Annotated in this window: 13 protein-coding genes; 4 read left to right on the top strand and 9 right to left on the bottom strand. The window is 64.2% G+C overall.

The window, feature by feature from the left end:
- Positions 1–33: 33 nt before the first annotated feature.
- The 7 genes from N826_RS07665 to N826_RS07635 form a co-directional block, all read right to left on the bottom strand.
- Positions 34–939, bottom strand: a complete 906-nt coding sequence (locus N826_RS07665) for an ABC transporter permease (protein WP_244619459.1) — start codon at positions 937–939, stop codon at positions 34–36.
- Positions 936–1,856 carry an ABC transporter permease gene (locus N826_RS07660; protein ID WP_044427264.1) on the bottom strand — a complete coding sequence of 307 codons (921 nt, stop codon included), beginning with the start codon at positions 1,854–1,856 and terminating at the stop codon, positions 936–938. Before N826_RS07660 ends, N826_RS07665 begins: the two co-directional genes overlap by 4 nt.
- Positions 1,849–2,685 carry an ABC transporter ATP-binding protein gene (locus tag N826_RS07655; protein ID WP_044427262.1) on the bottom strand — a complete coding sequence of 279 codons (837 nt, stop codon included), beginning with the start codon at positions 2,683–2,685 and terminating at the stop codon, positions 1,849–1,851. The genes N826_RS07660 and N826_RS07655 overlap by 8 nt, the downstream gene beginning before the upstream one ends.
- Positions 2,685–3,938: a Zn-dependent hydrolase gene (locus N826_RS07650; protein ID WP_044427261.1), complete on the bottom strand. Its 1,254-nt coding sequence runs from the start codon at positions 3,936–3,938 to the stop codon at positions 2,685–2,687. Before N826_RS07650 ends, N826_RS07655 begins: the two co-directional genes overlap by 1 nt.
- 69 nt (positions 3,939–4,007) lie before the next feature.
- Positions 4,008–4,970 carry an Rpn family recombination-promoting nuclease/putative transposase gene (locus N826_RS07645; protein ID WP_044427260.1) on the bottom strand — a complete coding sequence of 321 codons (963 nt, stop codon included), beginning with the start codon at positions 4,968–4,970 and terminating at the stop codon, positions 4,008–4,010.
- Positions 4,971–5,074: 104 nt separating this feature from the next.
- On the bottom strand, positions 5,075–6,352 hold the full coding sequence (preA, locus tag N826_RS07640; RefSeq protein ID WP_044427259.1) for an NAD-dependent dihydropyrimidine dehydrogenase subunit PreA: 1,278 nt from the start codon (positions 6,350–6,352) through the stop codon (positions 5,075–5,077).
- A gap of 35 nt (positions 6,353–6,387) precedes the next feature.
- Entirely contained in the window at positions 6,388–7,755 is a 1,368-nt protein-coding gene (locus N826_RS07635) for an NAD(P)-dependent oxidoreductase (protein WP_084720574.1), read from the bottom strand.
- 113 nt (positions 7,756–7,868) lie between these two features.
- Here N826_RS07635 and N826_RS07630 point away from each other — a divergent pair, with 113 nt between their 5' ends.
- From N826_RS07630 to N826_RS07620, 3 genes are all read left to right on the top strand, one after another.
- The gene (locus N826_RS07630; protein ID WP_044427258.1) at positions 7,869–8,540 is read left to right on the top strand and encodes a TetR/AcrR family transcriptional regulator; all 672 of its coding nucleotides are present in this window, start codon (positions 7,869–7,871) and stop codon (positions 8,538–8,540) included.
- Positions 8,537–9,304 carry a DeoR/GlpR family DNA-binding transcription regulator gene (locus N826_RS07625; protein WP_044427257.1) on the top strand — a complete coding sequence of 256 codons (768 nt, stop codon included), beginning with the start codon at positions 8,537–8,539 and terminating at the stop codon, positions 9,302–9,304. The genes N826_RS07630 and N826_RS07625 overlap by 4 nt, the downstream gene beginning before the upstream one ends.
- A 289-nt stretch (positions 9,305–9,593) precedes the next feature.
- Complete coding sequence (locus N826_RS07620) at positions 9,594–10,388, top strand: metallophosphoesterase family protein (protein ID WP_052830909.1); 795 nt, start codon at positions 9,594–9,596, stop codon at positions 10,386–10,388.
- Between the two features lie 12 nt (positions 10,389–10,400).
- Here the strand turns inward: N826_RS07620 and N826_RS07615 are convergent, their stop codons facing one another.
- On the bottom strand, positions 10,401–10,886 hold the full coding sequence (locus tag N826_RS07615) for a YajQ family cyclic di-GMP-binding protein (protein ID WP_044427256.1): 486 nt from the start codon (positions 10,884–10,886) through the stop codon (positions 10,401–10,403).
- A gap of 188 nt (positions 10,887–11,074) precedes the next feature.
- Between N826_RS07615 and N826_RS07610 the strand changes: the two genes are divergently transcribed.
- A complete protein-coding gene (locus N826_RS07610) occupies positions 11,075–11,506 on the top strand; it encodes a hypothetical protein (RefSeq protein ID WP_044427255.1) in 432 nt (143 codons plus the stop codon).
- A 15-nt stretch (positions 11,507–11,521) separates the two neighbouring features.
- Here N826_RS07610 and N826_RS07605 read toward each other — a convergent pair whose 3' ends face one another.
- Complete coding sequence (locus N826_RS07605) at positions 11,522–12,151, bottom strand: HAD hydrolase-like protein (protein WP_044427253.1); 630 nt, start codon at positions 12,149–12,151, stop codon at positions 11,522–11,524.
- Positions 12,152–12,216 lie beyond the last annotated feature (65 nt).

The following is a 12,216-nucleotide window of genomic DNA, read 5'->3' as shown; positions in this document are numbered from 1 at the left end:
CCCAGTACTCCCAGCCTCAGGTCGTTTTTGACGTCATTTGCGAAACGAAGGATGCCAGAACGTGGCTCCCCGCTCGATCACCGAGATGATTCCGTAAAAGGCCGATCCAACGACCGCCGCCACTGCGATGGTCGCCCACACGATATCGACATTCATCCGCGCGACCTCGGTCGAGATGCGGAAGCCCATGCCGACGATCGGCGTCCCGAAGAACTCCGCCACGATGGCGCCGATCAGCGCCAGCGTGGAGTTAAGCTTAAGCGCGTTGAAGACGAACGGCAAAGCGGCGGGCAGCCGCAGCTTCATCAGCGTCTGTCCATAGCCGGCCGCGTAGGACCGCATCAGGTCCAACTCCATTGCCCCCGCCGCCTGCAGGCCAGCCAGCGTATTGACCAGCATGGGGAAGAAGGTCATCACCACGATCACCGCCGCCTTCGACTGCCAGTCGAAGCCGAACCACATGACCATGATCGGAGCGATGCCGACGATGGGCATGGCGCTGATAAGACTGCCGAGCGGCAGCAAGCCGCGCTGAAGGAAGGGCGAGCGGTCGATGGCGACCGCCGTCAGGAACCCCGCTCCGCAACCCAGGATATAGCCGGGAATGACCGACCGGATGACGGTCTGCTGGAAATCCGCGATCAGCGTCGGGATATTGGCGGCGAAGGCGTGCCCGATCATGCTCGGCGGCGGCAGCAGGATGCGCGGCACGCCGAAGCCGACCGTCACCATCTCCCACAGCCACAGCAGCAGCACGCCGAACAGCAGCGGCACGGCCAGCCGCGCCGCCCAGCCGTCGTGGCGGGCAAGCCCGCCCATTGCCCATATGCAGGCCGCGACCGCGACCACGCCGACCGCCAGGGCCGCAACCGGGCTCACCGCCAGCAGGGCCAGCGCCGCCATGCCTAGGACCAGCGTCAGGACGACACGAACGATCACAGCCGCCCTCCCCGCAGGCGCGTCAGTCCGCGTTCCGCCAGCCCGACGGCTCCGACCGCCGCCACGGCCAGGAAGGCCGACATGAACAGCGCCGCCCAGATCTGGATCGTCTGCCCGTAATAGGACCCCGCCAGCAGCCGCGCGCCCAGCCCCGCCTGCGCTCCGGTCGGCAGTTCCGCGACGATGGCGCCGACAAGGGACAGCGCGATGGCGACCTTCAGGCTTGGGAACAGGAACGACATGCTCGACGGCCAGCGTAACTTGGCGAAGGTCTGCGCGTCGGTCGCACTGTATGTCCGCATCAGATCCAGTTGCAGCGGATCGGGTGAGCGCAGCCCCTTCACCATGCCGATGGCGATGGGAAAGAAGCTGAGATAGCCGGAAATGATCGCCTTGGGCAGCAACCCGGTGAACCCGAGATTGCCGAGCACGACGACGATCATCGGCGCTATCGCCAGGATTGGGATCGTCTGCGACGCGATGATCCACGGCATCAGCGAACGGTCCAGCACCGTCACATGAACGATCCCGATTGCCAGCAAAACACCCAAGGCAAGGCCAAGGGCGAAACCCGCAACGGTCGCCGACAGGGTTACCTGCGCATGGTAGACGAGGCTCCGCTTGGACGTGACCGGCCGCCCGAACACCGAGTCATAAAGCTCGACCGCGACCTGATGGGGAGCCGGCAGGACGGGCCGCTCCATCGCCCAGGTGCCGGCGACCAACCGGGACACACCCCAGTCCGTCCCGCCCCGGTTCAACTGTTCGGTCACCTGCGGCGCGTTCAACCAGACTGCCGCCACGTACCAGACCGCCAGCAGCACCGCCAGGACGGTCAGCACCGGCAGCACCACACCGTCTTGAGCCCTCTTCCGGACCGCTGGAACCGCAACCCCGCCCAGCACCGCGTCAGTCATAGCTGTGACCCGCCCGCAAGGCCACGCGGACCCGGTGCGCGATCTCCAGGAACTCCGGCGTCTCGCGGGCATCCAGATCGCGGTCGGTCGGCAGATCGCTGTCGATCACCTCCAGGATCCGGCCTGGACGCGGCGACATCACGACGATCTTCGACGACAGGAAGACCGCTTCCGGGATGGAGTGGGTGACGAAGATCACCGTGATCCCGGTCTTCTCCCACAGCCTCAGCAGATGAACGTTCAGGTTGTCGCGGGTGATCTCGTCCAGAGCTCCGAACGGCTCGTCCATCAGCAGCAGCGCCGGCTCGAAGCTGAGCGCGCGGGCGATCGACACCCGCTGCTGCATGCCGCCCGACAACTGCCAAGGGAACTTCCGTTCAAAGCCCTTCAGCCCGACTAGATCCAGATAACGCGCCGCCCGCTCCCGCCGCTCGGCTTTGGACATCCCCATGATCTCGAGCGGCAGCATGATGTTGCGCTCGATCGAGCGCCACGGATACAGGGCCGGCGCCTGGAAGACGTAGCCATAGGCGCGGTCGAGCCGCGCCTGCTCCGCACTCCCGCCGTTCACCAGCAGCGTGCCCGAAGTCTGCCGCGCCAGATCGGCGACCACCCGCATCAGCGTTGTCTTGCCGCAGCCCGACGGCCCGATCAGGGAGACGAAGTCGCCCCGCCGGATCGTTAGGTTGATGTCGCTCAATGCCGTGACCGGCGCGTCTGGCGTCTGGAAGATCAGCGAAAGGTCCCGTGCCTCGACGACCGGAGCACGCTGTGCCCCGGTCCCCGCCGCCGGTGCCAATCCTTCGAGCACCGCCTGTCCCGGAACCATCACGCCGCCCTGTCTTCGCTGCCGCGGTTGTCGTACTCCAGCACCGCCCGCAGCAGGACGTTCGCCCCGGCCGCCACATGGTCGTACTCGGCCTTCTCGATCTCGTTGTGGCTGATGCCCTTCTCGCAGGGGATGAAGATCATCGCCGTCGGCACCACCCGCGCCATATAGGCCGCGTCGTGGCCGGCACCGGACACGATCTCCCGGTGGCTGTACTCGTTCTCGGCAGCGGCAGTCCGCACCGCTTCGACGCAGGCCTGGTCGAACTTTACGGCGGGCGAGTCCCAGACCTGCTCGACCTTGATCTCCAGCTTGAGTTCGCCGGCGATCCGATCCAGCTCCGCCTTGACCTCCGCCTCCATGGCCACGACCACCTCGTCGTCCGGGTGGCGCAGGTCGATCGTGAAGAAGACGTCGCCCGGCAGGATGTTGCGGCTGTTCGGCCTGACTTCCATCAGCCCGACGGTCGAGACCGCCAGCGGCGGGTGGTCCAGCGCCACCTTGTTGATCGCCTCGACCATGCGGGATGCTCCCACCAACGCATCGCGGCGCAGATGCATCGGCGTGGTGCCGGCATGGCTTTCGAACCCGGTGACGGTCACCTCGTACCAGCGCATGCCCTGGACGCCGGTGACGACGCCGATCACCTTTTCCTCGTCCTCCAGGATCGGACCCTGCTCGATATGCAGTTCGAAGAAGGCGCCCAGCTTATGGTCGCCGGCCTTTTCCGTGCCGCGATAGCCGATCCTGTCCAACTCCTCACCGAAGCTCTTGCCCTCGCGGTCCTTACGGCTGTCGGCGTAGTCGCGCGTGAACACCCCGGCGAACACGCCGGACGCCAGCATGGCCGGCGCGAAGCGGGAGCCTTCCTCGTTAGTCCAGTCGATCACCTCGATCGGCGCATTGGTTTCGTATCCGGTATCCTTAAGGGTCCGCAGCACTTCAAGCCCGGACAACACGCCCAGGATGCCGTCAAACTTGCCGCCGGTCGGCTGGGTATCCAGGTGACTGCCCATCGCGATGGGCGGCAGCGAGTTGTCCTTGCCGGGACGGCGGGCAAAGATGTTGCCCATGTCGTCCACGGTGACCGTGCAGCCGGCTTCCTCGCATTGCGCCACGAACCAGTCCCGCACCTGCCGGTCCAGATCGGTCAGCGTCAGACGGCAGACGCCGCCCTTGGCCGTCCCACCGATCTGCGCCGTTTCCATGATGCTGTCCCACAGCCGCTGCGCATTGATCTGAAGGTTATGCATGATCTTCCCTGTTAGGCGTGCTTATCGTTTCTTCGTAGCAAGGAGGGTGCCATGGCGGCCCCTCGGGCGTCAGGATGGATTGGAGGGCGGCGCCGTAAACAATTGATCGAGAGTCTTTCCATCTATCAACCCGTCCGCCCAAGCATCCATTTCCGCCATGCTCCCATCCATGACCCTTTGCCTGTATGTATTTGCAATAGGACCGAACCGTCGCGCCATTTGACGAAGGAGCACCTCGGACCGGCCTTCAAGGGCACATTCCTCGGCAATCGACATAAGACGCTCTGCCTTGTTTGGCGTAACCTCGGTCAGCATTTCCCGCAGCACTCCCTTCTTCAGTCCGTTGGGCTCCATCATCACAAAACGGACGAGCACGACGATCTCGTCGTCCAACTCTTCCGCTAGCGCTTCCCGGATCAGCATCTTCAGGATCTCGCGGACATCGCCGTCGCGGGCGCCGTATTTGAGAACCTTGAAGCCGAACCGCAGTACCCGGTGCCTCGACAGAACCCCGCTATCCGTCTGGCTGAGATCGAGTAGAGTATAGCGCAATTCGGGCAGCCAAGGGCGTATCTCGTCGTCGTCCCCGCCTTCCGTCGCACCTGCCAGAGTCAGCGGTACGTTCCATCTCTCCTCGCCATTGTACACGACGATCGAGAACAGGGCCGGAAGCTTCCGCAGACGCCCGTCCTCGTCACGCCCCTCCAGCTTGTCCCACCATTGCAGGATCTGGACATCGTAGCCCAGAAGCTGAAGACCGGTCCGATGGTCGGGCGAGGATTTATGCTCGACCAGCGTATAGACCAGGATCGGCTGTCCCTCCGTCGTCCGCGTCCGGTAGAGCCGGTCGGGCCTGCGCTCCTCCAGCTCGTCGGAAATGAAGGAGGTCGGCAGCGACTCCGGGTCCTCATCCGCCAACCGCCGGGCAACCGCAGTCGGCAGCCGCTCGCGGAGCAGGGCCAGCGCGGTGCCCGGCTGATCGAGCAGGCGCTTGAAGTAGGCGTCGTGGCGGTGGAACAGGCGGGTAGGCACGGCGGGTTCGATTCAGGAATGGGAAAGACCATCCCGTCATGGCACATATCGAACGGGGTAGCCATGCCTGCCCGCACACGATGGAATTCCGCCGCACCTGCTTCTTACTCCGCAGCCTCCCGCCGCATCGGGTTGTTCGAATGCTCCTTCCACGTCATGTACGAAGAGCCGTCGTCCAGCCGCTCCATCGTGATGCAGTCCTCTACCGGACAGACATGCATGCACAGGTTACAGCCGACGCATTCCTCCTCGATCACCTCGTAGCGCCGCCCGCCATCGATCCTGAGCGCCGCGATCGACTGGTGCGAGGTGTCTTCGCAGGCGATGTGGCACAAGCCGCACTTGATGCAGGTGTCCTGATCGATCTTCGCCACGATCTTGTAATTGAGGTTCAGGTCTTCCCAGTGGACGTAGTTGGGGATCGCCATGCCGGTGAACGCCTTGACGTCGCCAAAGCCCTTGCCGTCCATCCAGTTGCTCAGCCCGTCGGCCATCTCCTCGACGATCCGGAAGCCGTGATGCATCGCGGCGGTGCAGACCTGCACCGTGCTGGCGCCGAGGCTGATGAACTCCGCCGCGTCCCGCCAGTTGGAAATACCGCCGATGCCGCTGATCGCCATGCCCTGGCACTCGGGATCGCGGGCTATGTCCGCCACCATCCGCATCGCGATCGGCTTGACCGCCGGTCCGCAATAGCCGCCATGGGTGCCCTTGCCATCGACCACGGGCGTCGGCGCCATCACATCCAGGTCGACCGACATGATCGACTGGATCGTGTTGATCAGCGAGACCGCGTCAGCCCCGCCTCGCTTCGCTGCCCGCGCCGGCCCCAGGATGTTGGTGATGTTGGGCGTCAGCTTGACGATCACCGGCATGCGGCTGTGCTGCTTGCACCAGCGGGTGACCATCTCGACATATTCCGGCACCTGCCCGACCGCCGACCCCATGCCGCGCTCAGACATACCGTGCGGACAGCCGAAGTTCAGCTCGATGCCGTCGGCGCCGGTATCCTCGACCTGGGCGAGGATACGCTTCCAGCTTTCCTCCTCGCACGGCACCATCAGGGAGACGACGACCGCTCGATCCGGGAACTGCCGCTTGACCGACTTGATCTCCTGAAGGTTGATGTCCAGTGGCCGGTCGGTGATCAGCTCAATGTTGTTGAAGCCTGCGACCCGCGTGCCGTTGTAGCTGAACGCGCCGTACCGCGACGACACGTTGACGACCGGCGGGTCCTCTCCCAGGGTCTTCCAGACCACGCCGCCCCAGCCGGCCCGGAAGGCACGGACGACGTTGTATTCCTTGTCGGTCGGCGGGGCCGAGGCCAGCCAGAACGGGTTGGGCGAGCGGATGCCGACGAAGTTGCTGACGAGATTTGCCATGATCCTGTTCTTCCCTGCTTATCTGTCCGCCGCCGTCACGAGCCGGTCAGCAGGCGATGGATCGCCCGCGCCGCCACCTTGCCGTCCTGTACCGCCGAAACGGTCAGGTCGATTCCGCCGATACAGTCGCCGCCGGCAAACACGTTCGCCAGCGACGTCTGCCGGTCCTCGTTCACCGCGAACCGTCCGTCCGGCTGGAACTCCAGGATCTCCGCGAACCCTTCTTCGCCGACCGCCGAGGGCACGAAGCTCTGGCCGATCGCCTTGAACACCATGTCGGCCGGAACCCGGAAGACCTCTCCCGTCCCCGCCAGCCTGCCGGCCTCGTCGAGCACCGTATATTCGAACTCGACTTCCCGAAGCGAGCCGCCGGACCCGACCAGCGTGCGCGGCTGAGCCCAGTACTTGATCCTGACGCCGTTGGTCTGGGCCCACTCCTGCTCCGCCCCGGTCGCCGACATCGATTCCGGCCCGCGCCGATAAACGATCGTCACGTCCTCCGCCCCCAGGCGCTTCGACTGGGTGGCGACGTCGATGGCGGTGTTGCCGCCACCGATCACGACGATCTTCCGCCCGACCGGCAGCGCCGACTTGTCAGGCGCCTGCCGAAGCGCCGCGATGAAATCGACGGCGTTGCTGACACCCGCCAGATCCTCGCCCGCGATCCGCAGCGCGTTGACTGCGTTGTGTCCGATGCCCAGGAAAACGGCGTCATAATCGGCACGAAGCTGCGCCAGCGTGATGTCGCGCCCCAGCGCCTTGCCGTACTCGACGGTGATGCCGCCGGCGGATAGGATGAAATCGACCTCCCGCTGCGCGAAGTCGTTGGTCATCTTGTAGGCGGCGATGCCGTATTCGTTCAGCCCGCCGGCTTTGGGCTGCATCTCGAACACCGTCACGTCATGACCGTGCAGCGCCAGTGCATGGGCACAGGACAGCCCCGCCGGCCCGGCGCCGACCACGGCGACCTTCCGCCCGGTCGGTTCGGCGCGGGTGAAAGGCTGGATCTCCCGGTCGAACAGCCAGTCCGTGGCATAGCGCTGGAGAGCGCCGATGGTCACCGGCTTGTGCTCCTGCGCCGTCCGGACGCAGGCCTGCTCGCACAGGATCTCGGTCGGGCAAACGCGGGCGCAGGTGCCGCCCATGATGTTCTCTTCCAGGATCGTGACCGCCGCCCCCTTGACGTTGTCGGTCGCGATTTTCCGGATGAAGCTCGGGATGTCGATTCCCGTCGGGCATGCCTCCATGCAAGGCGCGTCGTAGCAGAAATAGCAGCGCGCCGCCTCGATCAGCGCCTGTTTCCGGTTCAGCGGCGGTGTGGCATCGTCGAAATTGACCTCGTACTCCCGTGGCGAAAGCCGTCCGGGAGCAATATCAGCCGGCACGTCCATCACGCTCGTCATCCCGCCTGCTCCTGTTCCGTTTGTTGGTATGTTTGGATGGATGCTATAAAGAAATTGACCGCTTGGTCAACTTGTTTCAAAAATGTAGAAAAATGGGACGGAATGCTGCTCAGATGAGCGAACTGATGAATAATTCGGCTTCACCGCGCACCACTGCTTCCCGGGGCCGGATCCGGCGGGAAAACGAGGCCCGTATCCTTGAAGCGGCCGAGCGGGTCTTTGCCGAAACCGGCCTTGCCGGCGCCACCATGTCGCAGATCGCGCAGGCGGCCGGCCTGCCCAAGGCCAACCTGCATTATTACTTCGGCACCAAGGAGCAGCTTTATCAGGCCGTCCTGACCGCCATACTGGAACTCTGGCTCGACGCCACCGACGCGATGCTGCCGGAAAGCGATCCTGCGCTGGCGCTGGCCGGATACGTCCGCGCCAAGATGCGCCATTCCCGAACCCGCCCCTTTGCCTCCAGGGTGTTCGCCAACGAGCTGCTGAGCGGCGCTCCCTATCTGACCGACTACCTGGAGATCGATTTGAAGCAGCGGGTCGAAGCCAAGTCGCGCATCATCGCGGGCTGGATCTCTGAGGGCCGGATGGCGGCGCTCGATCCTCGCCACCTGTTCTTCATGATCTGGGCGATGACCCAGACCTATGCCGATTTCGCCGTCCAGATCCGGGCCGTCATGAACGTCGAAAGCCTCGACGACGACGCCTGGGAAGAAGCCACCGGCGAAGTCATCTCCTTCGTGCTGCGCGGCTGCGGCATCACGCCGGCGGCATCAGCGCCATGAAGAACGACACCCGCCAGCAGCAGATCCTCGACCTCGCCGGGCGGCAAGGCTTCGTCTCGATCGACGGGCTGTCGCGCCAGTTCGAAGTGACGCCCCAGACCATCCGCCGCGACATCAACCAGCTCTGCGACCAGGGCTTGCTGGAACGCCACCACGGCGGCGCCGTACCCCGCTCCAGCACCCACAACGTCGATTACGTCGAGCGCAAGGCGCTGGGGTCGGAGGCGAAACGGGCCATCGGCCGGCTGGTCGCCCGCCACGTGCCGGAAGGCGTCTCGCTCTTCATCAATATCGGCACGACGACGGAGGCGGTCGCCCAGGAACTGGTCAACCACAAGGGCCTCAGCGTCATCACCAACAACCTCAACGTCGCGGCCTTTCTCGCGTCGGGCACCGATCTCGATGTCTTGGTGGCGGGTGGCCTTGTCCGCAACCGGGACGGCGGCATCATCGGCGAGGCGACGATCGACTTCATCAACCAGTTCAAGGTCGATATCGGCATCATCGGGATCAGCGGCATCGACCTGGACGGCACGCTGCTCGACTTCGACTACCGGGAAGTCCGTGTGGCCCAGGCGATCATCCGCAACGCCCGCACCGTCTTCCTCTGCACCGACCACAGCAAGTTCGGCCGCAACGCCATGGTCAGGCTAGGCCATATCGGCGAAGTCTCCGCCCTGTTCACCGACAAGGCGCCGCCGCCGCCACTGGCCGAGGTTCTGAGCGCGCATGGCGTGGCCGTGCATATCGCCAAGCCGGAATGAGCCGTCGGTTTGGGCAATAGCCTGCCGATTGAGCACTCGTTCCTTCCCAGACTGCGCTCACGACTTCCGAAAACCGTTTGCGGTGCCGGATGCATCCCTGGCCCGCGTCTTGCGATCCGTTCAAGCCTTGCGGATACAAACGAAATAACCCATTGGCTGTGCCTTGAGATCCGCACAGTCTCAGTACCGCTTCGGCATGCGGAAAACACCTCGACAGAGCTGGTCCAAGCTCCTGATAGGCCTCGAATTAGCCGTCGTGAGCGCTTATTTCTTGGACCGGAGGGACTTGATGAGTTTACCGGAGAGATCTGCCAACGTGGTGTTGAATTTTCTGCGCAAACGTCAGGATGAGGAGCAGGTGGCAGCGACCGTGCCGCGAGGCATCCGGGTCTACGCGATCGGCGACATCCACGGCCGCGCGGACCTGCTGATGCGCCTGCTCGACATGGTGACCGAGGATGCCAAGGCGGCGCCCGGCCCCGTCAACTACTTGGTTTATTTAGGCGATTACGTCGACCGGGGGCTGCATTCCCGGCAGGTCATCGATATCATGATCGGTGGTCCGCCGGCCACCTTCGGCGCCGTGCACTTGCGCGGGAACCATGAAGCGACGTTCGAGGAGTTCCTGACCAATCCGGCCGTCGGCCCCGGCTGGTTCAAGTTCGGCGGGCTGGCAACCCTCCACAGCTACGGTGTCCAGATACCGTCCGGGCTGACCCAGCAGGAGCGCATCGCCTATGCACAGCAGGAATTGCGGAAAGCGATGCCGCCGTCGCATGTCAGCTTCCTCAGCCATCTGCGGCCAAGCCTGACCATCGGCGACTATTTCTTTACCCATGCCGGCATCAAGCCGGGCGTGCCGCTGAACCGCCAGGACCGTGACGACATGCTGTGGATCAGGGAGGAATTCCTGACATCCAACACCGATCACGGCAAGGTCGTCGTCCATGGCCACACGATCAGTGAGCTGCCGGAAATCCGCAGCAACCGAATCGGCATCGATACCGGAGCCTACGCCAGCGGCCGCCTCACCTGCCTCGTGCTGGAAGGCGACCGCCGCCGGTTCATCGCCACAGAACGCTAACCGCGGAAAACGCTAGTCGCGGAAATTGATGTACTGAAGGGGCTGCTCGATCTTCAGGCCCTTGACCATCGCGATGGCGGCCTGAAGATCGTCGATCTTCTTGCCGGTGACGCGCAACTCGTCGCCCTGGATCGATGCCTGGACCTTCATCTTGCTGTCCTTGATCGCCTTGGTGATCTGCTTGGCAAGGTCCTTGTCGATGCCCTGCTTGACGGTGATCACCTGTCGGACGCTGTCGCCTGCGGCCTTCTCAGGCTTGCCGTAGTCCAGGGCGCCGGAATCGAGCTTGCGCCGCGTGAAGTGGACGACCAGCAGTTCGTGCATCTGCTTCATCTTCAGGTCGTCGTCGGCCAGGAGCGTCAGTTCGTTCTCCTTGCGCTCGATCGAGCAGCGCGACCCCTTGAAGTCGTAGCGCTGCCCGATGTCGCGGGTCACCCCATCCAGGGCGTTGTCGACTTCGGCAATCTCGGTCTTCGATACGATGTCAAACGACGGCATGGTCTTCCCGTATGCTGGCAAAATGGGCTGCTGGCGAACAGGACGGGACCCTAGCACGCCCCACGGCAAAAGCCATACTCTCCGGACCCGGTGCTCCCCAGCGGCATCGAAGAGCGTTGAAAATAGCGCGGATCGGAACACCTGATACAGCTAAAATCGCTTAAAGCTACACCAACAGGAGGACAATAATGCCCCACCTCGACCGCGACAGCTTCATCGCCTTGCTCGACCGCCTCGGCGATCCCGACGAGGCCGAGGTGCTGGCAACCGCACGGGAAATCGACCGTCGCGTCCGGGAAAGCGGCATGACGTGGAGCGAACTGCTGGCCCCGCCTCCCTCCGCCGCACGCGGCAGCGGTGAGAGCTATGACGATTATCGCGGCGCCTTCACCGATGACGATCTGTTCGACATCGATCAGCCTCGTCCCAGGGAAGGCTACGCCGGCGACACCGCCCTGATCGACGAATTGCTGGCCAACCAGGACCTGGCGCCGGAAACCCGCCAGGAACTGCTAGACTTCAAATCGGATATGGCCGAGGGGGAGTTCACCGACATGGACGCCAAGTACCTGCGCGGCCTCCACGCTCGCCTGACCCGGCAAACGCACTCCACCGCCTGAGCCGCCCGGCGGCGTCTATCCCCGGACCGCCGCCGCGATATCGCCGACCGCCGTGAACATGCGGTCCGGAGCCTGGGACTCCAGCAGTTCGGGCTTGGCATAGCCCCAGGATACGGCGGCGAACGGGATGCCGAGGCTGCGTGCCGCCTCGGCATCCCGGACCTCGTCGCCGATGCAGATCGTCTTATGCGCCGGCACGCCGCTCCGCCGCAGGACCTGCCTGAACTTCGGCGGCTTGCCGAAGATCGATGCGCCGCAAGCGTAATGGTCGATCAACCCGGCGTTCCGATGCCCCAGAACGCGCCGAACGTTCTCTTCCGAATTGGACGTCACGACGGCAATCCGCATGTCCAGGGCCTTGAGATCCCGCAGCATCTCAGGGACTCCGTCGAACAATGCGATGCCGTCAATATCGGCGGCCATCATCCGCCTCATATGGGCCGCGATCATCGGCATCTTCCACAGCGGCACGCCAAGCCGGCGGATGACTTCCCGGTTGCCGACGCCTCTCAGCGTCTCGAACTCCGCATCGTTCAGGGCACGGAAGCCGTAATTCCGGGCTACGCCGTTGAAGACGCTGCGGAACCACGGCAGGCTGTCGGCCAGGGTGCCATCGAAGTCGAAGATGGCGAGACGGTATTTCATGGGAGATGTCTCAGGGTGTGAAGGCGGGACCGCCGCGACGGTACCCATTGCCGCGACGGTCCGCA

Origin of the sequence: Skermanella aerolata KACC 11604 (assembly GCF_000936425.1) — a bacterium.
Lineage (GTDB): Bacteria > Pseudomonadota > Alphaproteobacteria > Azospirillales > Azospirillaceae > Skermanella > Skermanella aerolata.
This window is presented reverse-complemented; position numbering and strand designations above follow the sequence as displayed.

Bases quoted from the DNA above. Each gene is read 5' to 3' on its own strand.
- N826_RS07660 (WP_044427264.1), bottom strand. From the start codon at position 1,856: ATGACTGACGCGGTGCTGGGCGGGGTTGCGGTTCCAGCGGTCCGGAAG.
- N826_RS07655 (WP_044427262.1), bottom strand. From the start codon at position 2,685: ATGGTTCCGGGACAGGCGGTGCTCGAAGGATTGGCACCGGCGGCGGGG.
- N826_RS07650 (WP_044427261.1), bottom strand. From the start codon at position 3,938: ATGCATAACCTTCAGATCAATGCGCAGCGGCTGTGGGACAGCATCATG.
- preA (WP_044427259.1), bottom strand. From the start codon at position 6,352: ATGGCAAATCTCGTCAGCAACTTCGTCGGCATCCGCTCGCCCAACCCG.
- N826_RS07635 (WP_084720574.1), bottom strand. From the start codon at position 7,755: ATGACGAGCGTGATGGACGTGCCGGCTGATATTGCTCCCGGACGGCTT.
- N826_RS07630 (WP_044427258.1), top strand. From the start codon at position 7,869: ATGAGCGAACTGATGAATAATTCGGCTTCACCGCGCACCACTGCTTCC.
- N826_RS07625 (WP_044427257.1), top strand. From the start codon at position 8,537: ATGAAGAACGACACCCGCCAGCAGCAGATCCTCGACCTCGCCGGGCGG.
- N826_RS07620 (WP_052830909.1), top strand. From the start codon at position 9,594: ATGAGTTTACCGGAGAGATCTGCCAACGTGGTGTTGAATTTTCTGCGC.
- N826_RS07615 (WP_044427256.1), bottom strand. From the start codon at position 10,886: ATGCCGTCGTTTGACATCGTATCGAAGACCGAGATTGCCGAAGTCGAC.
- N826_RS07610 (WP_044427255.1), top strand. From the start codon at position 11,075: ATGCCCCACCTCGACCGCGACAGCTTCATCGCCTTGCTCGACCGCCTC.
- N826_RS07605 (WP_044427253.1), bottom strand. From the start codon at position 12,151: ATGAAATACCGTCTCGCCATCTTCGACTTCGATGGCACCCTGGCCGAC.